The 26096-nt window shown below is 67.1% G+C and carries 28 protein-coding genes; 11 read left to right on the forward strand and 17 right to left on the reverse strand.

All coding sequences use genetic code 11. The features are described from left to right. Nucleotides 1–2 precede the first annotated feature (2 nt). The 4 genes from ACFOJE_RS19135 (at nt 3) to ACFOJE_RS19150 (ending at nt 2904) form a co-directional block, all read left to right on the forward strand. Nucleotides 3–644: an amino acid ABC transporter permease gene (locus tag ACFOJE_RS19135; RefSeq protein WP_377816425.1), complete on the forward strand. Its 642-nt coding sequence runs from the start codon at nt 3–5 to the stop codon at nt 642–644. Between the two features lie 12 nt (nt 645–656). Beyond that, nucleotides 657–1322, forward strand: coding sequence for an amino acid ABC transporter permease (locus ACFOJE_RS19140; protein ID WP_377816427.1), 666 nt, complete (start codon nt 657–659; stop codon nt 1320–1322). Continuing rightward, the gene (locus ACFOJE_RS19145; protein WP_377816429.1) at nt 1315–2076 is read left to right on the forward strand and encodes an amino acid ABC transporter ATP-binding protein; all 762 of its coding nucleotides are present in this window, start codon (nt 1315–1317) and stop codon (nt 2074–2076) included. The genes ACFOJE_RS19140 and ACFOJE_RS19145 overlap by 8 nt, the downstream gene beginning before the upstream one ends. A 66-nt stretch (nt 2077–2142) precedes the next feature. Further along, complete coding sequence (locus ACFOJE_RS19150; protein ID WP_377816430.1) at nt 2143–2904, forward strand: SDR family NAD(P)-dependent oxidoreductase; 762 nt, start codon at nt 2143–2145, stop codon at nt 2902–2904. Between the two features lie 8 nt (nt 2905–2912). Here the strand turns inward: ACFOJE_RS19150 and ACFOJE_RS19155 are convergent, their stop codons facing one another. Beyond that, a complete protein-coding gene (locus ACFOJE_RS19155; protein ID WP_377816431.1) occupies nt 2913–3134 on the reverse strand; it encodes a DUF2934 domain-containing protein in 222 nt (73 codons plus the stop codon). Nucleotides 3135–3546: 412 nt separating this feature from the next. Here ACFOJE_RS19155 and ACFOJE_RS19160 point away from each other — a divergent pair, with 412 nt between their 5' ends. Beyond that, nucleotides 3547–5607, forward strand: a complete 2061-nt coding sequence (locus ACFOJE_RS19160; protein ID WP_377816433.1) for a methyl-accepting chemotaxis protein — start codon at nt 3547–3549, stop codon at nt 5605–5607. A gap of 133 nt (nt 5608–5740) precedes the next feature. Here the strand turns inward: ACFOJE_RS19160 and ACFOJE_RS19165 are convergent, their stop codons facing one another. Next, entirely contained in the window at nt 5741–6166 is a 426-nt protein-coding gene (locus ACFOJE_RS19165; RefSeq protein WP_377816434.1) for an EamA family transporter, read from the reverse strand. A gap of 125 nt (nt 6167–6291) precedes the next feature. After that, a complete protein-coding gene (locus ACFOJE_RS19170; RefSeq protein ID WP_377816436.1) occupies nt 6292–6690 on the reverse strand; it encodes a hypothetical protein in 399 nt (132 codons plus the stop codon). A gap of 243 nt (nt 6691–6933) precedes the next feature. On the opposite strand from ACFOJE_RS19170, the gene ACFOJE_RS19175 reads away from it, so the two are divergent. Then, entirely contained in the window at nt 6934–8244 is a 1311-nt protein-coding gene (locus ACFOJE_RS19175; protein ID WP_377816438.1) for an MFS transporter, read from the forward strand. A 54-nt stretch (nt 8245–8298) separates the two neighbouring features. Here ACFOJE_RS19175 and ACFOJE_RS19180 read toward each other — a convergent pair whose 3' ends face one another. Continuing rightward, nucleotides 8299–9207, reverse strand: coding sequence for a LysR family transcriptional regulator (locus tag ACFOJE_RS19180; RefSeq protein ID WP_377816439.1), 909 nt, complete (start codon nt 9205–9207; stop codon nt 8299–8301). Between the two features lie 162 nt (nt 9208–9369). Between ACFOJE_RS19180 and ACFOJE_RS19185 the strand changes: the two genes are divergently transcribed. Together ACFOJE_RS19185 and ACFOJE_RS19190 are read left to right on the forward strand one after the other, a co-directional pair. Then, entirely contained in the window at nt 9370–10551 is a 1182-nt protein-coding gene (locus tag ACFOJE_RS19185; RefSeq protein ID WP_377816441.1) for an acyl-CoA dehydrogenase, read from the forward strand. A 117-nt stretch (nt 10552–10668) separates the two neighbouring features. After that, on the forward strand, nt 10669–11892 hold the full coding sequence (locus ACFOJE_RS19190; protein ID WP_377816442.1) for a CaiB/BaiF CoA transferase family protein: 1224 nt from the start codon (nt 10669–10671) through the stop codon (nt 11890–11892). A gap of 25 nt (nt 11893–11917) precedes the next feature. On the opposite strand, the gene ACFOJE_RS19195 is transcribed toward ACFOJE_RS19190, so the two are convergent. The 3 genes from ACFOJE_RS19195 to ACFOJE_RS19205 form a co-directional block, all read right to left on the reverse strand. After that, complete coding sequence (locus ACFOJE_RS19195; RefSeq protein WP_377816444.1) at nt 11918–12139, reverse strand: hypothetical protein; 222 nt, start codon at nt 12137–12139, stop codon at nt 11918–11920. Next, complete coding sequence (locus ACFOJE_RS19200; protein ID WP_377816446.1) at nt 12117–13163, reverse strand: endo alpha-1,4 polygalactosaminidase; 1047 nt, start codon at nt 13161–13163, stop codon at nt 12117–12119. Before ACFOJE_RS19200 ends, ACFOJE_RS19195 begins: the two co-directional genes overlap by 23 nt. 98 nt (nt 13164–13261) lie before the next feature. Then, nucleotides 13262–13972 carry an rRNA pseudouridine synthase gene (locus ACFOJE_RS19205; RefSeq protein WP_377816448.1) on the reverse strand — a complete coding sequence of 237 codons (711 nt, stop codon included), beginning with the start codon at nt 13970–13972 and terminating at the stop codon, nt 13262–13264. 104 nt (nt 13973–14076) lie between these two features. On the opposite strand from ACFOJE_RS19205, the gene ACFOJE_RS19210 reads away from it, so the two are divergent. Next, on the forward strand, nt 14077–15213 hold the full coding sequence (locus ACFOJE_RS19210; protein ID WP_377816450.1) for a PQQ-dependent sugar dehydrogenase: 1137 nt from the start codon (nt 14077–14079) through the stop codon (nt 15211–15213). A gap of 215 nt (nt 15214–15428) precedes the next feature. After that, on the forward strand, nt 15429–16265 hold the full coding sequence (locus tag ACFOJE_RS19215; protein ID WP_377816452.1) for a CvfB family protein: 837 nt from the start codon (nt 15429–15431) through the stop codon (nt 16263–16265). A 163-nt stretch (nt 16266–16428) separates the two neighbouring features. Here the strand turns inward: ACFOJE_RS19215 and ACFOJE_RS19220 are convergent, their stop codons facing one another. Beyond that, nucleotides 16429–17229, reverse strand: coding sequence for a DNA adenine methylase (locus tag ACFOJE_RS19220; RefSeq protein WP_377816454.1), 801 nt, complete (start codon nt 17227–17229; stop codon nt 16429–16431). A gap of 88 nt (nt 17230–17317) precedes the next feature. On the opposite strand from ACFOJE_RS19220, the gene ACFOJE_RS19225 reads away from it, so the two are divergent. After that, complete coding sequence (locus tag ACFOJE_RS19225) at nt 17318–17620, forward strand: helix-turn-helix domain-containing protein (protein WP_377816456.1); 303 nt, start codon at nt 17318–17320, stop codon at nt 17618–17620. 5 nt (nt 17621–17625) lie between these two features. On the opposite strand, the gene ACFOJE_RS19230 is transcribed toward ACFOJE_RS19225, so the two are convergent. From ACFOJE_RS19230 to ACFOJE_RS19270, 9 genes are all read right to left on the reverse strand, one after another. Continuing rightward, complete coding sequence (locus ACFOJE_RS19230; RefSeq protein WP_377816457.1) at nt 17626–17988, reverse strand: tail fiber assembly protein; 363 nt, start codon at nt 17986–17988, stop codon at nt 17626–17628. After that, the gene (locus tag ACFOJE_RS19235; RefSeq protein ID WP_377816459.1) at nt 17988–19169 is read right to left on the reverse strand and encodes a hypothetical protein; all 1182 of its coding nucleotides are present in this window, start codon (nt 19167–19169) and stop codon (nt 17988–17990) included. Before ACFOJE_RS19235 ends, ACFOJE_RS19230 begins: the two co-directional genes overlap by 1 nt. A 3-nt stretch (nt 19170–19172) precedes the next feature. Continuing rightward, nucleotides 19173–19772, reverse strand: coding sequence for a YmfQ family protein (locus tag ACFOJE_RS19240; protein ID WP_377816461.1), 600 nt, complete (start codon nt 19770–19772; stop codon nt 19173–19175). Beyond that, nucleotides 19763–20824 carry a baseplate J/gp47 family protein gene (locus ACFOJE_RS19245; RefSeq protein ID WP_377816463.1) on the reverse strand — a complete coding sequence of 354 codons (1062 nt, stop codon included), beginning with the start codon at nt 20822–20824 and terminating at the stop codon, nt 19763–19765. Before ACFOJE_RS19245 ends, ACFOJE_RS19240 begins: the two co-directional genes overlap by 10 nt. Continuing rightward, on the reverse strand, nt 20824–21270 hold the full coding sequence (locus ACFOJE_RS19250; RefSeq protein ID WP_377816465.1) for a phage GP46 family protein: 447 nt from the start codon (nt 21268–21270) through the stop codon (nt 20824–20826). Before ACFOJE_RS19250 ends, ACFOJE_RS19245 begins: the two co-directional genes overlap by 1 nt. After that, the gene (locus tag ACFOJE_RS19255; protein WP_377816467.1) at nt 21267–21797 is read right to left on the reverse strand and encodes a phage baseplate assembly protein V; all 531 of its coding nucleotides are present in this window, start codon (nt 21795–21797) and stop codon (nt 21267–21269) included. The genes ACFOJE_RS19250 and ACFOJE_RS19255 overlap by 4 nt, the downstream gene beginning before the upstream one ends. Continuing rightward, nucleotides 21781–22824: a phage baseplate assembly protein gene (locus tag ACFOJE_RS19260; protein WP_377816469.1), complete on the reverse strand. Its 1044-nt coding sequence runs from the start codon at nt 22822–22824 to the stop codon at nt 21781–21783. The genes ACFOJE_RS19255 and ACFOJE_RS19260 overlap by 17 nt, the downstream gene beginning before the upstream one ends. Further along, on the reverse strand, nt 22817–24259 hold the full coding sequence (locus tag ACFOJE_RS19265; RefSeq protein WP_377816470.1) for a DNA circularization protein: 1443 nt from the start codon (nt 24257–24259) through the stop codon (nt 22817–22819). The genes ACFOJE_RS19260 and ACFOJE_RS19265 overlap by 8 nt, the downstream gene beginning before the upstream one ends. Beyond that, the coding region (locus tag ACFOJE_RS19270; RefSeq protein WP_377816472.1) for a phage tail tape measure protein at nt 24259–26096 on the reverse strand (1838 nt) is incomplete at its 5' end. The genes ACFOJE_RS19265 and ACFOJE_RS19270, both read right to left, overlap by 1 nt.

Below are 26096 nucleotides of genomic sequence, written 5' to 3' on the forward strand. Positions count from 1 at the left end.
GCATGAACGGACAAGCCTGGCTGCTGCTGCTCGACGGAGCCTGGGTCACCGTCTGGATATCCGCCGTGGCGATCGGCCTCGGCGTGGTCCTGGGGCTGCTCGTCGCCCTGCTGCGGATGGCGCGGATTCCCTTCCTCGACCAGCTGCTGATCCTCTACACCAGCCTGGCCCGGGCCACGCCGCTGGTGACCCTGGTCCTGTTCGTCTTCCTCGCCGCGCCGGGCTGGGGCCTGAACCTGAGCCGCGAGGCCGCGGCGATCCTCGCCCTGACCGCCAACACCGCGGCCTTCAACGCGGAGATCTGGCGCGGCGCCTTCCTGGGCTTCTCCCGCGACCAGCGGGAAAGCGCCCTGGCCTGCGGCATGACCCCGTGGCTGCTGTTCCGCCGCATCATGCTGCCGCAGATGCTCGCCGGCAGCCTGCCCGGGCTGGTCAACGAGATGACCTTCCTGATCAAGGGCAGCCCGGCCATCGCGGTGATCGGCCTGGTCGACCTGAGCCGGGTGAGCAACCGCATCGGCGCGGTGACCTACGAGCCGCTGCCGCCGATCCTCGCCGCGGCGCTGATCTACATGGCCATCCTCGGCGTGCTGGTCCGGCTGCAGGCGCTGGCCGAGCGCAAGGCCGGCCGACTGGCGATGTGACGGGAGACGGGCATGAACCCATGGGAAATCATCTGGCGTGCCCGCGGGGCCTTCCTCGACGGCTTCCTCGACACCCTCGCCATCTTCCTCCTCGCCGCGCTGCTGGCCTTCGCCCTCGGCTGCCTGCTGGTCTACGGCCTGGAAGGGCGCACCGGTCCTACGCGGCGGGCGCTGCGCGGCTTCATCGACCTCATGCGCATGCTGCCGTTCCTGGTGCTGGTCTACCTGCTGTACTACGGCCTGCCACAGCTCGGCGTGCGCCTGCCGGCCTGGAGCGCCGGGATGATCGCCCTGGTGCTGTACCACGGCGCCTACTTCGCCGAGATCCTGCGCGGCGGCCGGACGATGCTGCCGGCCGGCCAGATCGAGGCGGCGCAGGCCCACGGCTTCGCCCCGGGCAAGGCCTTCCGCCGGCTCGTCCTGCCGCAGCTGCTGATCCGCACCCGGCCGCTGCTGGGCAACCAGCTGATCCTCGCCCTCAAGGACACCGCCTTCCTCGGCATCATCACCGTGCAGGAGCTGACCGCGGCGGCCAACTCGGTCCAGTCCAGCCACTTCGTGCCCATGGAGGCCTTCCTCATGGTCATCCTGCTCTACTGGCTCATCAGCATCGGCATCGAACTGCTGATCAAGTGGTCCGCCCGTTTCGGCGCGAAAAGGGGATTCGAACATGTCTGAACTACCGGTCGTGAGCATCCGCCGGCTCTGCAAGAGCTTCGACGGGGTGGAGGTCCTGCGCGACATCGACCTGGAGGTGAAGCGGGGCGAGGTGGTCAGCGTGCTGGGCTCTTCCGGCTCCGGCAAGTCGACCCTGCTGCGCTGCATCAACTGGCTGGAGGAGCCGGACCGCGGGAGCATCCACATCGGCGGCGTGCGCATGGGCGTCGACGAGCGGAACGGCCGGCCCCTGTCCGCCCGCCGGCTCGCCTCCATCCGGGCGCGGACCGGCATGGTCTTCCAGGGCTTCAACCTCTGGCCGCACCTGACCGTGCTGCAGAACGTCATGGAGGCGCCGGTGCACGTGCGCGGCCTGGGCAAGGAGGAGGCGCGGCGCCGGGCCGTCGAGCTGCTGGAGAAGGTGGGCATGGCGCACAAGCGCGACAGTTACCCCTTCAGTCTCTCCGGCGGGCAGAAGCAGCGGGTCGCCATCGCCCGGGTGCTGGCCATGGAGCCGGAGGTGGTGCTGTTCGACGAGCCCACCTCGGCCCTCGACCCCGAGCGGGTCGGCGAGGTGCTGGCGGTGATGAAGCAGATGTCCGCCGAGGGCCACACCATGATCCTGGTGACCCACGAGATGGACTTCGCCCGCGCCGTCTCCGACCAGGTGGTGTTCCTGGAGAAGGGCCGGATCATCGAGCGGGCCGCCCCCGGGAAGTTCTTCACCGACCCGGACAGCGAGCGGGTGCGCCGCTTCCTCGAATTGAGCGACTGATTCCACCGGGCTTCCGGCCCCGACCGGGCCGGGCCCATGTCTTGCCGATCGAAACGGAGTTTTTCCATGAGCAATGTGGTCTTCATCACCGGCGCGACCTCGGGCTTCGGCCGCGCCGCCGCCCGTCGCTTCGCCGCCGCCGGCTGGTCGCTGGTCCTCACCGGCCGGCGCGTCGAGCGCTTGCAGGCGCTGCAGGACGAGCTGGCGGGCAGGGTGCCGGTGCATGTCGCGGCGCTCGACGTGCGCGACGGCTCGGCGGTGACGCGGGTGGTCGCGGAGCTGCCCGAGGGCTTCCGCCGGGTCCGCACGCTGGTCAACAACGCCGGCCTGGCGCTGGCGCCGGAGCCGGCGCAGACCGTCGAGCTGAGCGATTGGCTGACCATGATCGACACCAACGTCATCGGTCTGGTCAGCGTCACCCACGCCCTGCTGCCGACCCTGATCGAGACCGGCGAGGGCGCCAGCATCGTCAACCTCGGTTCCATCGCCGGGCAGTGGCCCTATCCGGGCAGCCACGTCTACGGCGCGACCAAGGCCTTCGTCAAACAGTTCTCCTACAACCTGCGCTGCGACCTGCTCGGCACCGGGGTGAGGGTCACCGACCTGGCCCCGGGCATCGCCGAGACCGAATTCACCCTGGTCCGCACCAAGGGCGACCAGGCCGCCTCCGACCGGCTCTACCGTGGCACCACGCCGCTGAGCGCCGAGGACGTCGCCGAGCAGATCTACTACGTGGCGACCCTGCCGGCGCACATGAACGTCAACCGCATGGAAGTGATGCCGGTGCGCCAGGCCTGGTCGCCGTTCGCCATCGACCGCGACGCCTGATTCGCCCCTCAGCCGGCGGCGCGCCGCTCGGGCATGGGCGGCGCCACGCCGCTTTCCACCCCGCCCGAGGCGGTGTCCAGGGTATCCCCCGAGTCTCCGCCCGTGGCTCCGACCAGTTCGCAGGCCTCGCGCCAGTGCCTGATCGCTTGTCCTTCCGGGCGGCCCTCCGATTCCCAGATCCGGTAGGCCAGTTCGCGAATGTGCTGCTCCTGCTGTTCGTCGTGGCTCATGGTCGTTCGTCCTCTTCGGTGGCTACGGCAGGGCTCCCGCCAGGGGGGGCGAGAGGGGAGAGGCGTTACAAGGGTAGGAGATCGGCCGCGGAATGCCATGGCCGGCAGCGGATGTCGGGGCGGCGATTAAAGCAACTATACGAAACGCCTATAAGGCTGATGGGCACCGCGGCCGATAGCTGTATAGTGGGTTCGTCAAAGGCAAAGAGCCATCAGGCGCACGTCCGAAACGACCGTCGAACGTCGCTTCGGATGGGCCGCCACGATTCGATCAGCCATGTAGGAGCCGGTTATTCGATAGCTGTCCTGTTTTTTCGTCGCTCGATGGAATGAAGCGGTCGATTTCCTCGGGAAATTCGCCGGACGCTTTCCGTAGAGCCAATCCTCTTTCCGAAAAACAAAGAACAAAAAGATGAAAAAAATAAAAAGCCTGTGGAATGGGTTGAGTCTGGGCGGAAAGCTCTCCGCGACGGTGTTGGGCCTGGTGGGGCTGCTGGTCTCGCTGCTGATCGTCACCATCAGCTACTCCATGACCAACTACGTCGAGAATCGCGCCGGCGAGGACGTCGGGGAGAAGACCCGGCTGCTGGTCGCCATGATCGAGTCCTTCGACCGGGATTCGCGGCATCGGGTCGATGCCCTGGCCAAGAGTCTGGAGGCCTCGTTCGCGGGACCCTTCTCGCTTGCCCATGCGAGCGGCGAGCCGCAGGGCCGGCAGGTGCCGCTCCTCAGCAGCGGCGATCGGGTCCTCAACCAGGACTTCTCGGTGGTGGACCGCTTCACCACCAGCACCGACGCCGTGGCCACCGTCTTCGTCAGAGCCGGCGACGACTTCGTCCGGGTGACGACTTCGCTGAAGGACGAGAAGGGCGAGCGCGCCGTCGGCACGCAGCTGGACCGCTCCCATCCGGCCTACCAGGCGGCGCTCGCCGGCAACGGCTACACCGGGTTGGCCACCCTGTTCGGGCGCCAGTACCTGACGCAATACAACCCGATCCGGAATGCGGCGGGCGAGACGATCGGGCTGAGCTTCGTCGGGCTCGATTTCACCGACTACGTGGAGCAGCTCAAGGCCTCAATCCGCTCGATGAAGATCGGCAAGGCGGGGTACTTCTACGTGATGGACGCCCGGCCGGGCAAGGATTATGGGACCTTCCTGGTCCATCCGGTTTCCGAAGGGGCCAACCGCATCACCAGCAAGGACAGCGACGGCCGCGAATTCCTCAGGGAAATCCTCGAGCAGAAGAACGGCACCATCCGCTATCCGTGGCTCAACCGGGAGCTGAACGAGACCACGCCGCGCGACAAGGTGGCGTCGTTCGCCTACTTCCAGAACTGGGACTGGGTGGTCGTCGGCAGCGTCTACATCGACGAGTGGGCCCCGCAGATCCGCAGCCTGATCCTGAAGAACGTCGCCATCGCGGCGGTGGTCCTGCTGCTGTCCGTCGTCCTGTTCTACGCCTTCATCCGCCGCATCATCAGCGCGCCCCTGGGCGAGGTCACGCAGATGGCAAAGTGGCTGGCGCAGGGCGATCTGACGCGGCGCATCCACAGCCGGCGGACCGACGAGATCGGCCAGCTGACCATGGCCATCGACCAGATCAGCGCCGGCCTGACCGACGCGGTGCGGAGCGTTCTGGGCGGCGCGCGGGGCGTGGCGACGGCCAGCGACGAGATCGCCGCGGGCAACAACGACCTGTCGGCGCGCACCGAGCAGCAGGCCAGCGCCCTGGAGCAGACCGCGGCTTCCATGGAGCAGCTGAGTTCCACCGTCAAGCAGAACGCCGACAACGCCCGCCAGGCCAACCAGCTGGCGCAGAGCGCGGCGGAAGTGGCGGTCCGCGGCGGCGACATGGTGGACCAGGTGGTCGACACCATGAAGGACATCAACGATTCGAGCCACAAGATCGCCGCCATCCTCGGTGTGATCGACGGCATCGCCTTCCAGACCAACATCCTCGCCCTCAACGCCTCGGTGGAGGCCGCCCGTGCCGGCGATCAGGGTCGGGGCTTCGCCGTGGTGGCGGGGGAGGTCCGCACCCTGGCCGGCCGTTCGGCCGATGCGGCGCGGGAGATCAGGGCGCTGATCGGCGACAGCGTCGCGCGCATCGAGAAGGGCACCGCGCTGGTCGATCAGGCGGGTAGCACCATGCAGGAAGTGGTCGGCAGCATCCGCCGGGTGAACGAGATCATGGGCGAGATCAGCGAGGCCAGCAGCGAGCAGGCCCAGGGCGTGGCCCAGGTGGGGACGGCGGTCGTCCAGATGGACCGGACCACCCAGCAGAACGCCGCCATGGTGGAGGAAATGGCCGCTGCCGCCGCCAGCCTGCAGAGCCAGGCGCAGGAGCTGGTGCAGGCGGTGAGCGTGTTCAAGCTGACGGAGGAAAGGTCGGAGCGCGCCGCGGTCGCCCAGATCCGCGGGCCCGGTGCGGTCGTGGCGGCCCGCCGGCCCGAACCGCTCGCGATTTCGTAGAGCCCGACGTTCGTCCGCTCGGGTCGGTGTCTACCGCTGGCGACGGCCGGAGCCGACCGCCGCATCTTCTTCCGCCACGGCAGGCGGTCGCGCTGCCTGCCGACAGTCCATGGCCTGCCGCCCGGTCGGCGGGTCAGGGCTTCCGGGCGATGACCAGCAGGCCCGCCACGATCAGGCCGGCCCCGGCCAGCATGCGCAGGGTGATCGTTTCGCGCAGCAGCAGCCACGCCAGCAGCATGGCGACGACGACGCTGCCCTTGTCGATCAGGGCCACGGTCGCCACTTCGCCGACCTTCAGCGCCTTGTAATAGAAGATCCAGGACAACGCGGTGGTGATGCCGGACAGGCCGAGCCAGAGCAGGTTGCGCGGACTCACCTCGGAAAGCTGCTGGACGGGGACCGCCCAGGCGGCGAAGGCCAGGACGAACGCACAGACGAACAGGGTGCGGATGGTCAGCCCCAGTTCGCCGGAGATTCCGTGCAGCCCCATCTTGGCGATCACCGAGGTGAAGCCGGCGAAGAACATCGAGATGAAGGCGTACAGCACCCACTTTTCCATAGACAGCTCGTCCTGAATCGAATGTCGGTAACGCGACGCCGGGCCTTTCATCCGGCGAAGGCGCGGGGCCCGCATTTTGCCTGGCCGATGCCCGTTTAGCTCCCCCAGTTAGTGGACGAGGATTCTCAGGCGTCGCGCAGCAGGTCGTGGGCGTCCAGCAGCCGGTAGGCGATCTCCGGATGCCTGTCGAGGCCGCGGCGGATCGCCGCCGGGATCGACTGGCGGGTCTTGCGGCACAGGCCGGGCAGTTCGTCGAGGCGAATGGCGAAGCCGCGCATGCTGCGCACCTCGTTGAAGCCCGGGGCGATTTCCACGCGGATTCCCAGCTGCTCGTACATCCGCCGCTGCAGGTGTTCGAGATCGGCCAGGCTCGCGATGTTCTCCAGCCGTTCGAGCAGGCGCCGTTCCTCCTGGCGCGTCAGGCGCAGGATGCGCAGGTCCCCGCCTGTCTCCAGCAGGCGTTCGCGACCGCAGGTGCAGGCACCGGGCGGGCAGGGTTGGCGGATCGGGAAGGAGGGCGTCATGGGCTCCGATCATAGCGGTGGGCGGCCGTGGTGCCCATCGGGCTCGCGCATCGGCGGCGCCCCGGAGTGAGGAATCGGCACAGCGACGTGCGAAATCCTCGTTTGTTGTCCCGCCTGGCGCTACCTAGGATCGAACGCGCCACCCGTCGCGAAGCGCAGCCGAACCTGTGGCTCCGGCTTCGCCCGGGCTTTCCAGGCTGAACCTGAGCACTCCCGATAACAACGACAATACGAGGACGCACGATGGAAAACTCCACAACCCTGACGCTGCCGGCGGCGCCGAAAGCCACCTCGCAGCAGCTCAAGTCGATCTTCAGCGGTTCGGTGGGCAATCTGGTCGAGTGGTACGACTGGTATGTCTATGCGGCTTTCTCGCTGTACTTCGCCAAGGCGTTCTTCCCCCAGGGCGACCTGACCGCGCAACTGCTCAATACGGCGGCGGTTTTCGCCATCGGTTTCCTGATGCGCCCCATCGGCGGCTGGCTGATGGGGGTGTACGCCGACCGCAAGGGCCGCAAGGCGGCGCTGCTGCTGTCGGTGCTGCTGATGTGCTTCGGCTCCCTGATCATCGCCCTGACTCCCGGTTACGCCACCCTCGGGGTCGCCGCGCCGGCCCTGCTGGTGGTCGCCCGCCTGCTGCAGGGGCTGTCGGTGGGCGGCGAGTACGGCACCTCGGCCACCTATCTGTCGGAGATGGCCGGCAAGGAGCGCCGGGGCTTCTTCGCCAGCTTCCAGTACGTGACCCTGATCTCCGGCCAGCTGTTGGCCCTGGGCGTGCTGATCCTGCTGCAGAACGTGCTGAGCACCGAGCAGCTGGAAAGCTGGGGCTGGCGCATCCCCTTCCTCATCGGCGCTGCCTGCGCCGTCGCCGCCCTGTGGCTGCGCCGCAACATGGAGGAAACCGAGAGCTTCACCAAGGCCCGGGACCAGCAGCCGAAGGAGGGAGTGCTGCGCACCCTGATGCGCCATCCCAAGGCAGTGTTCACGGTGATCGGCCTGACCCTGGGCGGCAGCCTGGCCTTCTACACCTACACCACCTACATGCAGAAATACCTGGTCAACACCGTCGGCCTGAGCAAGAGCGAGGGAACCCTGATCTCGGCGGCGAGCCTGTTCCTGTTCATGCTCCTGCAACCCATCATGGGGGCCCTGTCGGACCGGATCGGCCGGCGCCCGCTGCTGGTCGGCTTCGGCCTGCTCGGCACGCTGTGCACGGTGCCGATCCTGACCCTGCTGCAGAGCGTCACCAGCCTGTGGGGGGCGTTCGCCCTGATCATGTTCGCCCTGGTCATCGTCAGCGGCTACACCTCGGTCAACGCGGTGGTCAAGGCCGAGCTGTTCCCGGCCGAGATCCGCGCCATCGGCGTCGGCCTGCCCTACGCGCTGACCCAGTCGGTGGCCGGCGGCACCGTCGAATACGTGGCCCTGTGGTTCAAGAGCATCGGCAACGAGACCGGCTTCTTCTGGTACATCACCGCCGGCATCGCCTGTTCGTTGCTGGTCTACGTCTGCATGAGGGACACCCGCGACCACTCGCTGATCGACTGCGACTGATCCGGGCCCGCTCCGTCGAAGCCGCTCCGGCCCCGAGCGGGGCGGGGTGGCCGTTCAATCCAGCCTGGCCTCCGTCCGGTAGCGCCGGGCCTCTTCCGCCAGCCAGTCGCGAAAGGCGCGCAGGGCGGCGGATTCGGCCTTGCGCTCGGGGACGATCAGGTAATAGGCCTTGTCGTTCATGAAGGTGTGCCGGATCGGCACGATCAGCCGGCCTTCCTCCAGTTCGCGCCGGATCAGCAGCGGTGGGATCAGGGCCAGGCCCATGCCGTGCATGGCGGCCTGGGCGAGGATGGAGAACAGCTCGTAGCGCGGGCCGCGCATGTCGCCCTCGATCTCCAGCCCGAGCGAGCCGAACCACTGGCGCCAGACGTAGGGGCGGGTGCTCTGCTGCAGCAGCGGCAGGGCGGCGATCTCGTGCGCCTCCAACTGGCGGCGCGGCGCGATCAGCTCCGGGCTGCACACCGGCACTAGGTTCTCGCGCATCAGGAAATGGGATTCGGTGCCCGGCCAGCCGTCGTCGCCGTAGTACAGCGCGGCATCGAACGCCGTGTCGGCGAACAGGAAGGGGCGGGTGTTGGTGGTCAGGTTCACCGTCACCTCCGGGTGCAGCCGCTGGAAATCCTTCAGCCGCGGCAGCAGCCACTGGGTCGCGAAGGTCGGCACCACCGCCAGTTCGAGACTGGTGCTGCCTTGCTGGCCCATCACCGCCAGGGTGTCCCGTTCCACCGCATCCAGCTGGATGGCGATGCGCCGGCTGTAGGACAGGCCGTCTTCGGTCAGCCGGACTCCGCGCCGGGTCCGGCGGAACAGCTCGATGCCGAGGAACGCCTCGAGTCCGGCGATCTGCCGGCAGATCGCGCTCTGGGTCAGCGCCAGTTCCTCGGCGGCCTTGGTGAAGCTCTGATGGCGGGCCGCCGACTCGAAGGCGACCAGCATGGCGGTACTGGGAATCTTGCGACGCATGTGCAGCATCCTCACTTTGAATCGCTCCATGGAGGCAATGACAGTATTACGGTGTGATAAATCCGCACAGTGGCTTGCGAAAACGTCGTTTGCCGGGCCGGTCGCCGGAACCTAGGATCAACTCATCGGACCTTCACACAACAATACGACGAGGATGGTTCCATGGCCGGCAATGTCAGCTTCAACTGGGAAGACCCGCTGCTGCTCGACCAGCAGCTCGGCGAAGAGGAACGCATGGTGCAGAGCAGCGCCCGCCAGTTCGCCGCCGAACGGCTGGCGCCGCGGGTGCTGGAAGCCTTCCGTCATGAACGCACCGATCCGGCGATCTTCCGCGAGATGGGCGAGGCCGGCCTGCTCGGCGCGACCATCCCGACCGAGTACGGCGGCAGCGGCCTGAACTACGTGGGCTACGGGCTGATCGCCCGCGAGGTCGAGCGCATCGACTCCGGCTACCGCTCGATGCTCAGCGTGCAGTCCTCCCTGGTGATGCTGCCGATCTTCGAGTTCGGCAGCGAGGCGCAGAGGCAGAAGTACCTGCCGAAGCTGGCCAGCGGCGAGTGGATCGGCTGCTTCGGCCTGACCGAGCCGAACCACGGCTCCGACCCGGGCTCGATGGCCACCCGGGCGAAGAAGGTCGACGGCGGCTACCGCCTCACCGGCAGCAAGATGTGGATCACCAACAGCCCGATCGCCGACGTCTTCGTGGTCTGGGCCAAGGACGACGAAGGCCGGATCCGCGGCTTCGTGCTGGAGAAGGGCTGGGCCGGGCTGTCCGCCCCGGCGATCCACGGCAAGGTCGGCCTGCGCGCCTCGATTACCGGCGAGATCGTGCTGGACGAGGTGTTCGTGCCGGAGGAGAACGCCTTTCCCGAGGTCCGCGGCCTCAAGGGCCCGTTCACCTGCCTGAACTCGGCGCGCTACGGCATCGCCTGGGGCGCGCTGGGCGCCGCCGAGGCCTGCTGGCACACCGCGCGGCAGTACGTGCTGGACCGCCAGCAGTTCGGCCGGCCGCTGGCCGCCAACCAGCTGATCCAGAAGAAGCTGGCCGACATGCAGACCGAGATCTGCCTGGCCCTGCAGGGCTGCCTGCGGCTGGGGCGGATGAAGGACGAGGGCACCGCCGCGGTGGAGATCACCTCGATCATGAAGCGCAACAGCTGCGGCAAGGCCCTGGACATCGCCCGCCTGGCCCGCGACATGCTGGGCGGCAACGGCATCAGCGACGAGTTCGGCGTGGCCCGGCATCTGGTCAACCTGGAGGTGGTCAACACCTACGAGGGCACCCACGACATCCATGCGCTGATCCTCGGCCGCGCCCAGACCGGCATCCAGGCGTTCTTCTAAGCCGGGTCGGGCCGTAGGGTGGAAAACCGCGCCAGCGTTTTCCACCTTGTCCTCGCCCGGTGGAAAAGACCTGCGGTCGTTTTCCATCCCACGAACATCGTTCCAAGGAGAACCGCGATGTCCGGTGCCCTGTCGCATATCCGCGTGCTCGACCTGTCCCGCGTGCTGGCCGGCCCCTGGGCCGGGCAACTGCTCGCCGACCTCGGCGCCGAGGTGCTCAAGGTCGAGCGCCCCGGCACGGGCGACGACACCCGGCACTGGGGGCCGCCGTTCCTGCGCGACGCCCAGGGCGGGAACACCTCGGAGGCGGCCTATTTCCTCTGCGCCAACCGCAACAAGCGCTCGCTGACCGTCGATTTCACCCAGGCCGAGGGCCAGCGCATCGTCCGCGAGCTGGCGGCGCAGTCGGACATCCTGCTGGAGAACTTCAAGGTCGGCGGTCTGGCCGCCTACGGTCTGGACTACGCCAGCCTGCGCGAGATCAATCCGCGGCTGATCTACTGCTCGATCACCGGTTTCGGCCAGGACGGCCCCTACGCCCAGCGGCCCGGCTACGACTTCATGATCCAGGGCCTCGGCGGGCTGATGAGCCTGACCGGGCGCGCCGCCGGCGAGGAGGGCGCCGGCCCGCTCAAGGTCGGGGTGGCGCTGACCGACATCCTCACCGGGCTGTACGCCGCCACCGCCGTGCTGGGCGCTCTGGCGCACCGCAGCCGGACCGGCTGCGGCCAGTACATCGACCTGGCGCTGCTCGACGTGCAGGTCGCCAGCCTGGCCAACCAGGCGCAGAACTACCTGGTCAGCGGCGTGGTGCCGCGCCGCCTCGGCAACGCCCATCCGAACATAGTGCCGTACCAGGATTTCCCCGGCGCCGACGGCGACTTCCTGCTCGCGGTCGGCAACGACGGCCAGTTCCGCCGCTTCTGCGAGGTGGCCGGCCATCCCGAATGGGCCGACGATCCGCGCTTCGCCAGCAACCGGGCGCGGGTCGCCCATCGTGCGACCCTGATTCCGCTGATCCGCCAGACCACCGTGCAGAGGACCTCCGTCGAGTGGATCGCGGCGCTGGAGCGGGTCGGCGTGCCCTGCGGGCCGATCAACGACCTGGCCCAGGTGTTCGCCGACGCCCAGGTGCTGGCCCGCGGGCTGAAGGTGGAGCTGCCCCATCCGCTGGCCGGCAGCGTGCCCGCGGTCGCCAACCCGATCCGCTTCTCGGCCACCCCGGTGGAGTACCGCCATGCCGCGCCGCTCTTGGGCGAGCACACCGAGGCCGTGCTGCGGGAGCGGCTGGGTTACGATCCGGCGACCATCGCCGGGCTGCGCGAGCGCCAGGTGATCTGAGCGGCGCCGGGGAAAAGCCTCCAGCTCACGGCCAGCCCGTTTCGCCCCGGCGCTCCTGCCGCACCAGATAGGCCTGCTTGTGCCCGCGCGCCTCGTAGTCGCGCATCGTCCGCTCGGCCGCGGCCCGCTCCGGGAAGCGGCGCATCTCCAACTCGTTGCCGTTGTCGTCGATGCGATAGAGGACCCAGACGGACCCGCCGGACTCGGCGAGCCCGCCCGGCGGTTCATTCTCCGTCGTCGGATTCATCGGGCGTGGTCTGGTCGGTGGACTTCTCGGTCGTGCCGCCGGACGGCTGGTCGGTGGTGGTGCCCTGGTCGGTGGATTTCCCGGTGCCGCCGGTAGTACCGGTGGTCCCGGTCGTGCCGGAGGCGCCGCCGCTGCAGGGCTTGCCGGCGCCGCTCAGCGACTTGTCGTAGAACTGCAGGCTGATGCCCAGCTCCTGCGCCCGGTCGCAGCGCTTCTGGTCGAAGCCGCCGTAGTCGATGGCGAACACCGGGCGGCCCTGGCTGGCGAAGGGCTGGAGCATCTCGCACTCGTTCCAGTCGAAGCAGCTCTCGTTGACCGCGAAGTCGTACTCGGTGGACAGATCGCTGACCAGCTCCAGGGCGTTCTTCAGGCCGATCAGCAGGCCGCGCGAATGCGCCTGTCCGGCCAGCCAGCGGTTGTAGGCGACCTGCTGGTCCTTGGTCAGGGGGAAGCCGGTCTGGTTGGAATAGCCGTCGACGTTGTCCGGGTCGACGCCGTCGCAACCCTTCTGCTTGGCCAGGTCGAGGCGGGCGGTCATCACCGGCTTGAGCTGGTCGCTGGCGACGTTCAGCCAGCGCTCGCCCGGCCAGTCGGCGAGGTTGTTGCCGCGCACGCCCTCGGGGATCTTCTGCGCGTCCGGGCGCCAGTCCTCGTAGGTGCCGGCGCTGAAGTAGCAGATCACCACGTGACCCTTGGACTTGAAGTCGGCGATGGTCGCCTGGGGCGTGTCGAACAGGTCGATGTCGTAGAGCTGGCGGTCGACGTTCTGTGGCGTTCCTTGCAACTGCACGTGCCAGGTGATGTCCGGCTGCAGGCTGACCTGCGCCAGGGCGCAGGGCGCGAACAGGGAGAGCAGCGACAGCTTGAACGCTTTCATGGAAGTAGCCTCCAGGTTGTGGCCTTCGTGGCGACCCGGCTCGCGCCCGGTCTGGCTATACAGGCTAGATGCCGCCAGGTGGTTGCGCCTTTCCGCCGGGTTCTTTTCATCGCCGTCCTCGTCGCGCAAGGCGCGGTCCGACGACATCTGCCTTTACCTGGAGCTGCCGCTGGCCGGGATCGCGTCGGCCTGGCCCGGCGCGCACCGCTCCCAGCAGGGCGGTTTCGACCTCGCGCTTCCGGGGCTCAGAACCGCTCGCGCTCGCCCAGATAGCGCCAGTGCCCGACCGGCAGCTTGGCCATGGCCAGACGGCCGATGCGGATGCGCTTGAGGCCGAGCACCTGGAGCCCGACGCTGCGACACATGTGCTCGATCTGCCCGTCCTGCGGCGCCTTGATGGCGAAGCGCAGGTGGTGCTCGCTCTGCCAGCTGACCTTGCACGGCGGCACCGGCCGGCCCCGGTAGTCGAGGCCGTGGTTGAGCATCTGCAGGCCGCCATCCACCGGGCGGCCGCGCACCTCGACGATGAACTCCTGTTCCAGCCGGTCCCCTTCGTCGTCCAGCTTGCGCACCACGCCGTAGTTCTGGCTGAACACCAGCAGGCCGCTGGCGTCAGGCTCCAGCGGCAGCAGCGGGGTGAGGCGGATGAAGTGGCGGCGCAGCGGGCGCTGCGGGCTGTGGTCGTTCTCCGCCCGGTTCTCGCGGGCGAGCAGCCGCTGCGCCTGCTGCAGGTCGCAGCCGGCCGGCTTGTGCAGCAGCAGGGTCACCGGGGGAACCGGCGCGGCCACGGCGTCGGGCAGCAGCAGCACCTCCTCGTCGCTGACCTTGTACTGCGGCTCCTCGACCACCCGGCCGTCGACGCTGACCCAGCCGCCCTCGATGTATAGCTCCGCCTCGCGACGCGAACAGTGGATCAGCTCGATCAGGCGTTTGGACAGGCGGACGGGTTCGGACATGGCGGCGACCTTGAAAAGGGAGCGGCATTGTAGCGGTGCGGGCTATCGTCTGTAGAGCGCCGGGCAGGCGCACGCTACCGGAATTGACCAGAAAGGAGGCCATCATGCGCCCTCGACCGCTGCTTTTCCTGCTCTGCGCCGCACTGCTGCCGGGGAAGGCGGCGCAGGCGGAGGACTATCCCAGCGAAAAGGGCCGGCTGCAGGTGCAGACGGTCGTCGCCGGCCTGGAGCATCCCTGGGCACTGGCCTTCCTGCCGGGCGGCCGGGAGATGCTGATCACCGAGCGGCCCGGCCGCCTGCGCCTGCTCGACGCCGGCGGCACCCTCTCCGCGCCCATCGAAGGAGTGCCCCAGGTGTTCGCCGAAGGGCAGGGCGGGCTGCTCGACGTGGCGCTGTCGCCGGACTTCGCCCGGGACCGGCTGGTCTACCTGTCCTACGCCGAGGCGGGGACGAACGGCAAGGCCGGCACCACCGTGGGCCGTGGCCGGCTCTCCGACGACGGGCACCGGCTGGAGAACTTCCAGGTGATCTTCCGCCAGGAGCCGAAGCTCTCCACCGGCAACCACTTCGGCTCGCGGCTGGTGTTCGACCGCGACGGCCACCTGTTCGTCGCCCTCGGCGAGAACTACGAACGGATGGCCGCCCAGGACCTGGGCAAGCTGCAGGGCAAGGTGGTGCGCCTCTATCCCGACGGCCGCGTGCCGCCGGATAACCCCTTCGTCGGCCGCCCGGGGGTGCGGCCGGAGATCTGGTCCTACGGCCACCGCAACCAGCAGGGCGCGGCGCTCAACCCCTGGACCGGCCGGCTCTGGACCCACGAGCACGGCCCGCGCGGCGGCGACGAGATCAACATTCCCGAGCCCGGCAAGAACTACGGCTGGCCGCTGGCGACCAACGGCATCGACTACAGCTTCCTGCCGATCCCCGAGGCCCGTGGCAAGGTGGCGAAGGGCACCGAGCCGCCCCATTACGTCTGGGAGAAATCGCCGGCGATCAGCGGCATGGCCTTCTACGACGCCGAGCGCTTCCCCGCCTGGCAGCACGACCTGTTCATCGGCGCCCTGGCCGATCAGTCGCTGATCCGCCTGGAACTGGACGGCGACCGCATCGCCCACGAGGAGCGCCTGCTCAAGCCGCTCGGCGCGCGCATCCGTGACGTGCGCCAGGGTCCGGACGGCTACCTCTACGTACTGACCGACGAGCCGAACGGCCGGCTGCTGCGCCTTGGCCTCGCGCCCTGAGCGGCAGCCCTTTCTAGGCCTGCGGCGGCGCGGACCTTAGGAACAGATTCATCTGCGATGGGCAGTTGCGGCAAATGCCGGCTACGGCAGAAGCATCGCGAACGAATTGGCTCCTACCAGAGCGGTATCCGGGAGCGCGCCTTCCGGCATGAAATCGCCCTGCCGGGCCGTCCTGCGGGTAGAATGCCGCCCCCGGCAAGCGAGGTAGGCAAAAAATGGCTCTGATTGGGCGGTTCAATTCTCTGCAGGTGGTCAAGCACACCGATTTCGGCCTCTACCTCGACGGCGGGGCGGACGGCGAGATCCTCCTGCCCAGGCGCTACGTGCCCAAGGACGAGCCGAGCGAGGTGGGCGACTGGCTCAACGTCTTCCTCTACCTGGACAGCGACGACCGGCCCATCGCCACCACCCTCAAGCCCAAGGCCCAGGTCGGCCAGTTCGCCAGCCTGAAGGTGGTGCAGATCAACCGCATCGGCCTGTTCCTCGACTGGGGCCTGCCCAAGGACCTCCTGCTGCCGCACTCGGAGGAGAAACGCCCGCTGCAGGTCGGCGACTACTGCGTGGTCTACCTCTACCTGGACGAGCGCACCCGGCGCATCACCGCCACCGCCCGGCTCGACCGCTACCTGGACCGCACCCCGGCCCGCTACCAGGCCGGCCAGGCGGTCGACCTGCTGGTGGTGGAGCCGACGCCGCTGGGCTTCAAGGCGATTATCGACGGCCAGCACTGGGGCCTGATCCACAAGAACGAGGCCTTCAAGTTCCTCCGCGGCGGCATGCGCGAGCAGGGCTACATCAAGGAAATGCGTGCCGACGGCAGAATCAGCCTGAGCCTGCAGCCCGTCGGGCAGGAGGCCCGCGACACCCTGAGCGAGCAGATCCTCGCCCGGCTGCGCGAGCAGGACGGCGTGCTGGCGGTCAGCGACAAGAGCCCGCCGGAGCAGATCAGCCGGCTGTTCGGCGTCAGCAAGGGCAACTTCAAGAAGGCCATCGGCGGCCTCTACAAGCAGGGCCTGATCGAGATCCACGACGACCGCATCCAGCTGCGCTGACGGACCCTGCCGGGCTCCCTGCCTGCGGCTAGACTCAGTGCAGGGAAGCCAACGCACAGGTGTAAGCGCGCGTCGGATTTGGCACTTCCTTGCAGATGATTTGGCATCTGCAATATTGCGCTAGATTTGGCACTCGGCGCCAATCAGCGGCTTCCACGACAACCTAAAACAATCCCCCCATCACCTCCGGCTGCCAGTTCATGATTACCAGCTCTGCGCTGGTAGCCGAGCCTCCCCGGCGTTGATTCGCCACGCTGTACTTGATGCTCAGTTGCTCCATGTGGAAGCCCTCGAACACCTGTCGGATGTCAGGGTGGTCGTTGATGCTGACCATTGCCTTGCCCTTGCAGGTACGCATGAAGGCGGCTATTCGCTGGTATTCCTGGAAGCGGAAGTCGACGCCGTAGCCCTCGGTCTGCCAGTACGGTGGGTCCATGTAGAAGAACGTATGGGGACGGTCGTAGCGGTCAACGCAGTCGGACCAGGCCAGATTCTCGATGTAGGTGCCTGCCAGACGCAGGTAGGCGGCGGACAGGTTCTCCTCGATCCTGCAGAGGTTGATGGCAGGGCCGGTGGTGGCAGTGCCGAAGGTCTGGCTGTCGACGCGGCCGCCGAAAGCGTGCTGCTGGAGGTAGAAGAAGCGCGCCGCCCGCTGGATGTCGGTGAGCGTTTCCGGGCGGGTGTCCTGTAGCCATCTGAAGACCTGGCGGCTGCTCAAGGCCCATTTGAACTGGCGGACGAACTCCTCCAGGTGGTTCTGTACCACCCGGTAAAGGTTAACCAACTCGCCATTGATGTCGTTGAGCACTTCGGTCTTGGCCGGCATGGGGCGCAGGAAGAAGAGGGCGGCGCCCCCTGCGAATACCTCGACGTAGCACTCGTGCGGCGGGAAAAGCGGAATCAGGCGGTCGGCAAGGCGCCGTTTGCCGCCCAGCCAGGGAATGATGGGGGAGCTACTGTGCATGGCATGGCCTTTAATGCAGGAATACAAATACTGTATATATGGACAGTATTTCTGCGACATTGACCCACTTCAGTAGCTAGGAGCGGCCATGGACGAGTATGTGACTCTCTGTACCCATCAGTTAACCCCCGAGCATTGTGTGAAAGCCCGGGAGCACTTGAGGTGGCCGCGGGAGACCCTGGCCCAAGAATCGGGAGTATCAGTCGAGGCCATTGCTCGTTTCGAAGACGAACAGGCCAACCTGAGAGAGGTCACGCTTCAGGCTTTGGCCTGGGCTATGGAGGCACAGGGGCTCATCTTCATTCAGGGACATCCGCTTCTGGTAGGCATGGATGTGCGAGGAGCGACCCCTGACCCCCGCCTGCGCGATGACTACGAGATGATCGAGTAAGCGCCTCATACTACCGCGCCGAGTACCTGCACCAGCCACACGGGCGACTGTGGCCGATTATCCACTGTCGGAAACGCTGTCGAGGCCGGCCAATCGCGCAGTGCCTGCCGATAGGTATACAGATCAGTGCGCTCGGTATCGGTCAGTGGGTAGTCGGGCATGGCCAGGTAATCGGTCACCGCGATTTGTCGATCCCTCCAGATTCTCTCGTTGCTCGCCAGTTGCTCAGCGGTTGGAGTTGGATTGAGATGAGCGCTGACTTCATCCGCCGTCATTTCCACCAAGTCCGACGCGCCGTATTTGTCACGCTCATCGGTGGTTTCGTAGGCGAAAACCTCGCCAGTGGTTTTATTTTTGAAATAAATCATTAGCGAAGCTCCAGCCAGAATTGCGGGGCAAAGTTTGTTCTATATGTGGAGCCAGGGGGTACAATTGCGCTAACGCAAGATCCTACATTCGATTCTCCATTTATGGCGCCAACAAGCAATTCGTCAACAAATAAGGAATTTGCGTCTCCCCCCGTTTTAAATACGTTTACCATAATTGGTCTTCCCAATGAGTTGGTGTACGTAGTATTGGCTACACGGCTAGCCGTCACATCCTGCCATGTCTGGTTGTAGCCGAACCCGTTCAGCGTGGTTTGAGCTGATGCTGCATCAGCAGCATCGAGCAGGGTTTTGATGAACGAGGAGACGTTGTTGGTACTAAATGCCTCTGCCCAAGCGCCCCAGCCGGCCATCGCCGGGCCATCATAAGATCGCCAGAACAATCGAGGAGTGCTGCTCCATTGCTGAGCGATTTGAAGGGCATAATTGCCAAACCGAACGTTAACAATCTTGAACGCCATGCCAGAAACAGGGGATGACGACCAGGTTGTAGCAGCTGCAACCCAATAAAGTCCGCTAGGCAGCAGGGAATCCGGGGTTGTGGTTTCAATAGCATCCCCACCCACTCCCCACGCCCCATTTGGCATAAGCTTCCCTGAAGTCGCGTCCGCCAGGCTCGCCATAACGGTGGCCAATGCGGCATTGCCCAACCCCATTGCCGTGCGCTGCCCAGCCGCATCAGTAGCAGCGAGCAGCGTCCGCGCAGCGGCGGTCAGGGTGGCCAGGGATAGCGCACCCGCCCCGGTGAAGTAGGGCAGTCGGTCGGCCGCTCCGGCCAGCCCGGCTAGGGCCGTGAGGTTGACTGCGGCGGCCTGCTTGCCGTCCAAGACTGGCTTCAAAATTACAGGAGTAACAGCCAGGCCGCCTGCAGTGCCAGCAGCCAGTTCCTGAGCCGTAGCCAGCTCGACCACGCCGGCCACATCGGTGGTGGCCGCAGGGGCCAAGCTGTCCGTCACGATGGCATTGATGGCGGCCAGCAACTGGGCACTATCCCCCTCCGTAGGAATCAGGCCGGCGGCCCGGATGACATTGAGTATCTCTTCGGTCACGTCATTCGCCCACTTGGCGGGGTCGAGCGAGGCGGGGATACCGAGCAGTGGGTTGCCATCGGTGAACTGCCCATTGTGCAGACTCACTCCCGGCACTGATTTCGGGTAATCCATGGTTCAGGTAGCTCCGTAGCTGAACAAGACGATGGAGCCAGCCGGCTTGTCGCGGCTGACGATGCATTCGAGGCGGGTGTCGCCCCAGATCCGGTAGGGTTCGCCGAGGGCCGATCGGTCGTAGCGGCGCGGGCTGATCTGCAGTTCGGGCAGGTTGAGCTGCCAGACTTCTTCCCAGTCCTCGCCGCCGTATGGCTCGCCCATACGGGCCCGGCCATGACGGCGGGCCTGGTATTCGGTGATGGTCACGTCGGGATAGCCGAGGGTGGCGGCTAGCGCGATGAAATAGGCGCGGCTCTGGCCGCCTGCGCTGATCAGCTTCGCGACCACCGCCTGAACGCGCTCAGCCACGGTCTGACTACCCTTCAAGCTGCAGGCGTCCGGCAAGCCGAGGACGGCTTCCCAGCGGTCGAGCAGCTCGTAGGTCTGGCGCGGATCGGTTTCCCTGAACAGGTCGTCATTGCGCCGATGGGCACGGGCCAGGCTGTCGCCTAGCGCTAGGAGCAGGCGTTGCAGGTTGCTTTCCGGATCTTGGCTCCAGGCGACTCCCGGGGGCAGCAATTGGCTGAGCTGCAGGCCGTAGGCCTCCGCGGTCATAGCCATGCGATATCTCCGAAGATCGGCATCACACCCGTGCCATAGGCCAGATCAGCCAGAGGGGCGATCAGCTCATGGTCGATCTCCCCGACAGCAATGCTGACGGCTTCGCGGATATGGCTGATCAACAAGGTTGCACCGGGTGCTGCCTCACGACGATGCAGGTCGCGCAGCTCGGCCTCGACCGTGGCACGGATCGCCGAACTGTCCGGCTTGAGGCGGATCTGGTAATGCACCGGATCGCCAACCGGCGGCAGCACGTAGACCGATTTGCGCCCGGCCTGACGACGTGCGCCGATGTAGGCTGCCACGGCATCCAGCACTTCCTGGGAGGGGATCGGCGTGGCCTCGTTGTCGCAGACCACGCGAACGATGACGCTCCCGGCCCCCTGCTCGTACTCTGTCACCCAGGCTCGGGTGACGGAGGGATGGGCGGCCAGAGCCCAGGTTTCGTAGTCGCCCAGGGAGCCACCCTTGGGCGGGTTGCGCAGGCGGTTGAGGACCCGTGCCCGCAGGCCGTCGAGGGTTTCGGCATCAGCGCCGCCCCCAAGTCCGCCGCTGCCTACGCGCAAGGTTGACTGTATGCCGGGTACCGGCGTGAGCAGGGTCAGTCGTGCTCCTTCGCTCAGGTTACCGGCCGCACCGGCATCCTGGGCCTCGATGGCAACGGTGCCAGCGGTGCCGGTCAGGGTCACATCGGGCAGGGTGGTGTACAGCACTCCCTGGGTCGACTGCAGCACCGTGCCGGCCGGCAGAACCGCGCCTGCGGCCCCGCTCAGATCGGCGCTGCCGGAGGCCTTGGTCGGCTCCCGATACCAGAGGCCGAACAATCCGGCCCAACGCTCCACGCCCTCGGCATCGGCTCGCTCGTCCGGCAGGAAGTTGCGCTCTCGGTAGGCGATATGGGCATGCAGGCCATGCACGGCCCCGGCCTGGGCATAGGCGATCACGCCAGCGGCCGTGCGTCGGGTCTGCGCGCCGGTGCCCGGCAGGCGCGTTTCGATGTCTCGGCCAATCTGCTGGCGGCTCTGTTCCAGGCTGTCGAGTTCGAATGCCATCAGAGGGACTCCCAGAGAACGTCGTATTGATAGTTTTCCTGTCTACCGTCAGCCCGGCGGACGGCGACAGCCAGTTGCAGCACGCCACGGCGTGGCACGCTGGACGTGACCTCGACGCGGGCGGCGATGCCATCGGCGACCAGCCAATCCAACGCCTCTTGGGCATACTCCCTGGCTCGGCGCAGGGTTTCGGCCAGTTCCTTCTCCCGGCTGAGCAGCCACAGGCGGGAGCCGATCAGGTCGCCATCGATCTGCGGGTAGGCATCGGCCCACCAGCCGCGGCGATCATCGGAGGCGCCGGGCAGTTGGTCATCGGTACGGGCACGGCGGTCGCTGAACAGGCTGACGAGGATGGCGGTATTCAGGCCGTCGTCGAGCTGCAGGTCGTTGCCATCCAGGGCCAGGTCGCAGCCGTAGCCGTCGTAGATCAGGGCCAGGTCGCTCATTCCGGTACTCCCGTGGTGCCGCCGCTATCGCCCGGGTGTCGGTGTTCGATCTGGCTGATGTTGCCGGCGATCTGGTCGCCTTCGGACTCGATGCGGCCGGTCTGGGTGATGACGGGGGTATCGAAGTGCACGGCGGTGGCGGCTTTGACGTTAAGGGTGTCGGTCTCGATATCGATGACCTTGCCGCGCTTGAGGTGGATCTTGTCCTGTTCATCCGTGTAGATGGCCACCTCGCCATCTTCGAGACCGGTCAGGCGGTAACGGCGATCGGCGCAGGCGATCACCACGCTGTGAGCGCGGTGGCCACCCACGGCGAGCACCAGGGCCTCGGCCCCGATATGCGGCTTGAAGGTGAAACCGTAGGGCTGCCAGTGCTCGACGCCGTCCAGCGCCTCGTCGGCCAGCAGGCCGAGCTGCAGCGTCTGCATCTTGGCGGCATCGTTGACCAAGGTGATCACGGCACGGGCCACCAGGTGCGCCAGACGGCGTCGGATCGGGCCGAGCACGCGGTTAGTAGAAACTTGCATCGGCAGCCTCCGGTTCGGGTTGCTTGACCAGATCGAACGCCTCGCGCGGCATTACTGTCAGCTCGGTGCGCTCTCCCTGGTCGTCGAGGATGTAGGTCAGGTCGGTTATCAGGCGCTCGGCGCCATCGAGGAACTGGTAGGTGTCGAACACCGGCACGAGCATGTTCGGCCGCCACAGGGCGCCGGAGCGCTGGCGATGGCCTTGCACGGTGTAGGTGATGCTCTGCGAGCGGCCCCAGCGCACATTGCGTTCCCAGGTCACCCGTTCGCGTGCCGACGCGGCATCCAGTGGGCCGTCGGCGATCAGGGTCAGCGGCCGGTGGCGTTTGATGCGCGCATCGGAGGCCTTGGCCTGCACCGCGGCAGCCGTCTCGCCGAACAGGTAGTCGTCGCCCGGCTGCTGGCCCTTGAGGATGTAGCTGCTGAACACGTCGCGCAGGTCGAAGTAGCCGGCGCCGACGAGGATGTTCTGTCCCAGGACCAGGCTGTCGGTCGCGCGCTCGTGGCCGGCGCGGGTGATGATCAGGTGGCCGCGGCCGTCGGTGACCAGCAGTACGCCGCGGATGTGCGCGGCCTGGTCGAGCATCTCGAAGACCGTCTCGCCGTCGTTGGGCTTGAGGCTGCGGAAGGGGGCGTTGGCGCCGACTTGGTCGATGACCCTTATGCCAAAGGGCGCGCACAATTCGCGTGCCACCTCGGCCAGGCCGCGGCCGATCCACTGGGTGGCAGGGGCCGAGCAGTCGACTAGGTCGGCGGTGGCATCGCGGCCGCCGACGGTAATGCTGTGGTCTTCGGCGCTGTAGAGCGGCGCCATGTTGTCGATGTAGCCGGTGATCAGCAGCTCGCCGTCATAGTGCAGGGTGCAAGGCGCGCCGACGCGCAGGGCCCGGCGGCAGGCCTGGCCGGCCCAGCGCTCGGTCAGGCGCAGATCGAAGCGACCAGTGAGCTGCTGCATGCCCAGATTGATGCGATAGCTCTGCCAGCCGCCCCAGTCGTCGCCATCCACCGTGAGGCGTACTTCAGGCATTTTTCAGCACCTCCAGCTCGATGCCGCCCGGGACGAAGCCGGGGTGGGCGATCCGGTTGCGGGTAACGATCTGCTCGGCTTGACGTGCGTCGCCGTACAGTCGATGGGCCAGCAGCAGGGCTGGTTGGGTTTTGGTCGGCGTAACGTGGGCGAGCGGGACCAGGCTGGCGGCGGTGCGGTTCATCTCGGCGATCAGTTCGGTGCTGAGCCTGGCCAGCGGACGGTACCGCTCAGGGGCGGCGGTCAGCTGTTGGCGGTCCAGCTCCTCGAGGAGCTGGTCGCGGATCTCGACCGCCTGGTCGCGGTTGTCGAATGCCACGCCATTCACCCGATGCGGGGTTGCGCCAGTGGCTACTGCCAAGCTTGCCGCACCGGTGGCCAGCCATTGGCCGCCCGAGATGGCTACCGTCGAGGGGATCTGGCCGGCAGTGGTTGCCGCCGTGCTGGTTGATGCCAGGCTGGAAGCCGGGCTGCTGGCCGGCTTGCTGACGGCGAGGCGTACCGCCTCGGCGACTGCCGCGCGCTCTATCAGGGTGTAGACCGCGGCCTGATTCGTTGCCATTTGCGCGCGGGCGGGCGTCTGATAACCAGCCCGGGACGAGTGGCTGACGCTCTTCGCTCGGCTACCAAGGCCGAATAGCGACATCTGCGCCCTGAGCGCCTGCAGGGGGCTGCCGGTCCCGAGGCTGATGCTGCGTACCATACCCAGCAGGGCCCCGCCCAGGTTGCCTGGGGAGAGGATCAACTGCTGAGCGCTACCGGTCAGGCGGCGCATCAAGGTGCCAAAACTGCCGGCGCCCTGCAGCAGTCCGCCACCGCTCATGATCTTGCCGGCGGCATTCTGGGCGAAGCCGATGGCATCGCCGGCCAGCCCCTCGGCATAGCCGACCGCATCGGTCACGGCCGACATCGCCTCGCCGAGCATGCCCTGTGCCTCTTCGGCCACCGAACTGACCCAGCCGACGACGGCGAACTTGTCCAGAAACTCGCTCAGGGCATCTTCTTCCAGGGCATCGGCGGCCTCGTTTCCGGCAAAGCCCTGGACTACCACGCTGTCTGGCCGAGGCGTCTCTCCTGATTCGACGAAGGTCACGCTGACCCGTGCCATCCCGCCCTGTTCGGTGCTTTCCTCGCAGCTGTAGTCGCCGAGCACGGCTACCCGCAGCTCGCCGCGGAACGGATGCATCAGGGTGCCGGGGCCGCTGGTTTCCAGCGCCTCGATCAGTCGGTCGCGCTGGTCCATGTAGTCCGACCCGATCAGCGTCATGGTCAGGCTGAACTGGCGTGCGCGGCGCCCCATGTCCTCGGTATCCGGCGTATCGCGCAGGGGGAACTCGTTGAGCACCGTCCGGCGGCCGCCGGTGGAGCTGCTGTTCTTGAGGTGGAAGGGCACGCCGCGGAACGCGCCCGGGCGATATTCGTCGCGCCAGGCCATCAGCTTCCCGCTCCCGTCTTGCCGGTGTAGGCCGAGAGGTCGATGCCGCCCTGAGCCTGCAACAGGCTGACCCGCGGGCGGCCCTCGCTGTTGATCTGCACCTCGATGCGCCCGCTGACCTCGGCCGGCTGCGGCCTGGCACTGCCGATCGCCTGCTTGATCTGCTCGCCGAGGCCCTGGGTAGCCGACTGCAGCGCATTGCCGGGGATGACGGCGCCGTCGACCAGCGGGCCGGTGGCGGCCTTGGCTTGCTGCACAACGGACTGCACGGTGCTGACTTTTCCCGCCAGTGGACGGCTCTCGGCCGCAGCCTTGCTCGCTGCGATCGCAGCCTGCGCATCGGCGCTGAACGGGGCCAGTACATGGGCCACTCCGGCACCAATGCGATCGGCCAGGCGCGCGCCGAACTCGGTCCCGAGTGGTCCCTGGTCGGTCAGCAGGTAGTCGCTGATCAGTGTCCCGACGCCATAACCTGCCGCACCGGCAGCCGTCACGGCAGCCCCGGCAGTGGCCACGGCGCCGGCGCCCATGGACGGCAGGGTGGACAGCGGTGCGCCGCCGAGCAGCGCCAGGGTGGTCTTGAGCTTGCTGAAGGTCTTGGGACCAAGCGCCTCGCCGGCGACATCGGCCACCTTGCCGACAGTGCCAACTGTCCCGCCAAGCTCGCCCGGCATGTTGACCACGAACACCGGGGTGACGCCGGCCGCTTCTTCCAGGGCCTTGCCGGTGGCCACCCCTGCGGCGGTGCCGCCGAGCTTGCCGGCGACTCCCTGGATGGCCTTGCCGCCGTAGCGGGCGGCGCCGAACAGGCCAAGGGCGCCCAGGGCGGCACCGCCCATGATCTCCTTGCCGTCCAGACCGAGGCCGCCGTTGCTCTTGCTGTCCATGCCCCACTGGATGGCGCCGGAGATGGCCTCGTTAATCGGCTTGGCGAAGTCGTCCGCGGCCTGGCGCAGGGCGCCCTTGAGACGTCCGGTCTGGTCCACGGCGTTGCCGATGGCATCCGGCAGGTCGCGGGCGATGCTGCCGCTCGCCGTGCTGACATCGCCGAACACCTTGTCCAGCTTGGTCAGCGAGTCGCCGTCGAGCAGGGTCTTGAGGCCGCGCTGAGTATCCAGATCGGCCTTGCCGAAAGCGCTGGAGATGAATTTGAAGCGCTTGGCATCGGTGTCCAGCTTGTCGTATCGGGTCTTGATGTCCTTGATGACGTCGAGCGCATCGCGCCGCGAGCCCTTCGCATCGAAGAAGCGCACCCCGGTGGCCTTCTGCGCATCCTTCATGTAGTTGGCATTGGTGAACACGCGCAGGGTGCTGTCGGTCAGGGTCGCCAGGCGCTCGGCGTTGGGCTCCACCTTGGACAGCGTTTCGACCAGGGCCAGGGTCTGGTCCAGGCTGAGGTTGGAGGCTTTGGCATTGCTGCCGACCCGGGCGAAGATATCCGGCAGGTTCTCCAGCTCGGCGTTGCCGGCGCGGCCGGCCACCACCATCTTGTCCAGCAGCAGGCGGGCCTGATCGGTCTTGCTCAGGTCGATATGGAACTGTTCCGCCGCTACACCCATGGCCTTGGCCAGGGCATCGGCGTTGGTCTTGGAGACGGCCAGGGTTTCCGCCATCGGGCGCACGGTGGCGGTGGCTTCGCCCAGGCTCAGGCCGCTCGCCACCAGGGCATCGACGCCGCCCTTGAGTTCGTCCACGCCCTGGCCGGTGGCGATCTGAGCCTCCAGCAGGCTCTTGCGCAGCACATCCGCCTGTTCCGCCGTGGCTCCCGCCGTCAGCTGCAGCTGTTTGAGATCCTTGTCCAGCCGGGCCGATTGCATGCCGGCGGCCGCCGCCGAGG

Origin of the sequence: Azotobacter bryophylli (assembly GCF_042643485.1) — a bacterium.
GTDB classification, from domain to species: Bacteria; Pseudomonadota; Gammaproteobacteria; order Pseudomonadales; family Pseudomonadaceae; genus Azotobacter; species Azotobacter bryophylli.

Coding starts and splice junctions, on each gene's coding strand:
- ACFOJE_RS19135 (WP_377816425.1), top strand. CDS start 3: ATGAACGGACAAGCCTGGCTGCTGCTGCTCGACGGAGCCTGGGTCACC.
- ACFOJE_RS19140 (WP_377816427.1), top strand. CDS start 657: ATGAACCCATGGGAAATCATCTGGCGTGCCCGCGGGGCCTTCCTCGAC.
- ACFOJE_RS19145 (WP_377816429.1), top strand. CDS start 1,315: ATGTCTGAACTACCGGTCGTGAGCATCCGCCGGCTCTGCAAGAGCTTC.
- ACFOJE_RS19150 (WP_377816430.1), top strand. CDS start 2,143: ATGAGCAATGTGGTCTTCATCACCGGCGCGACCTCGGGCTTCGGCCGC.
- ACFOJE_RS19155 (WP_377816431.1), bottom strand. CDS start 3,134: ATGAGCCACGACGAACAGCAGGAGCAGCACATTCGCGAACTGGCCTAC.
- ACFOJE_RS19160 (WP_377816433.1), top strand. CDS start 3,547: ATGAAAAAAATAAAAAGCCTGTGGAATGGGTTGAGTCTGGGCGGAAAG.
- ACFOJE_RS19165 (WP_377816434.1), bottom strand. CDS start 6,166: ATGGAAAAGTGGGTGCTGTACGCCTTCATCTCGATGTTCTTCGCCGGC.
- ACFOJE_RS19170 (WP_377816436.1), bottom strand. CDS start 6,690: ATGACGCCCTCCTTCCCGATCCGCCAACCCTGCCCGCCCGGTGCCTGC.
- ACFOJE_RS19175 (WP_377816438.1), top strand. CDS start 6,934: ATGGAAAACTCCACAACCCTGACGCTGCCGGCGGCGCCGAAAGCCACC.
- ACFOJE_RS19180 (WP_377816439.1), bottom strand. CDS start 9,207: ATGCGTCGCAAGATTCCCAGTACCGCCATGCTGGTCGCCTTCGAGTCG.
- ACFOJE_RS19185 (WP_377816441.1), top strand. CDS start 9,370: ATGGCCGGCAATGTCAGCTTCAACTGGGAAGACCCGCTGCTGCTCGAC.
- ACFOJE_RS19190 (WP_377816442.1), top strand. CDS start 10,669: ATGTCCGGTGCCCTGTCGCATATCCGCGTGCTCGACCTGTCCCGCGTG.
- ACFOJE_RS19195 (WP_377816444.1), bottom strand. CDS start 12,139: ATGAATCCGACGACGGAGAATGAACCGCCGGGCGGGCTCGCCGAGTCC.
- ACFOJE_RS19200 (WP_377816446.1), bottom strand. CDS start 13,163: ATGTCGTCGGACCGCGCCTTGCGCGACGAGGACGGCGATGAAAAGAAC.
- ACFOJE_RS19205 (WP_377816448.1), bottom strand. CDS start 13,972: ATGTCCGAACCCGTCCGCCTGTCCAAACGCCTGATCGAGCTGATCCAC.
- ACFOJE_RS19210 (WP_377816450.1), top strand. CDS start 14,077: ATGCGCCCTCGACCGCTGCTTTTCCTGCTCTGCGCCGCACTGCTGCCG.
- ACFOJE_RS19215 (WP_377816452.1), top strand. CDS start 15,429: ATGGCTCTGATTGGGCGGTTCAATTCTCTGCAGGTGGTCAAGCACACC.
- ACFOJE_RS19220 (WP_377816454.1), bottom strand. CDS start 17,229: ATGCACAGTAGCTCCCCCATCATTCCCTGGCTGGGCGGCAAACGGCGC.
- ACFOJE_RS19225 (WP_377816456.1), top strand. CDS start 17,318: ATGGACGAGTATGTGACTCTCTGTACCCATCAGTTAACCCCCGAGCAT.
- ACFOJE_RS19230 (WP_377816457.1), bottom strand. CDS start 17,988: ATGATTTATTTCAAAAATAAAACCACTGGCGAGGTTTTCGCCTACGAA.
- ACFOJE_RS19235 (WP_377816459.1), bottom strand. CDS start 19,169: ATGGATTACCCGAAATCAGTGCCGGGAGTGAGTCTGCACAATGGGCAG.
- ACFOJE_RS19240 (WP_377816461.1), bottom strand. CDS start 19,772: ATGGCTATGACCGCGGAGGCCTACGGCCTGCAGCTCAGCCAATTGCTG.
- ACFOJE_RS19245 (WP_377816463.1), bottom strand. CDS start 20,824: ATGGCATTCGAACTCGACAGCCTGGAACAGAGCCGCCAGCAGATTGGC.
- ACFOJE_RS19250 (WP_377816465.1), bottom strand. CDS start 21,270: ATGAGCGACCTGGCCCTGATCTACGACGGCTACGGCTGCGACCTGGCC.
- ACFOJE_RS19255 (WP_377816467.1), bottom strand. CDS start 21,797: ATGCAAGTTTCTACTAACCGCGTGCTCGGCCCGATCCGACGCCGTCTG.
- ACFOJE_RS19260 (WP_377816469.1), bottom strand. CDS start 22,824: ATGCCTGAAGTACGCCTCACGGTGGATGGCGACGACTGGGGCGGCTGG.
- ACFOJE_RS19265 (WP_377816470.1), bottom strand. CDS start 24,259: ATGGCCTGGCGCGACGAATATCGCCCGGGCGCGTTCCGCGGCGTGCCC.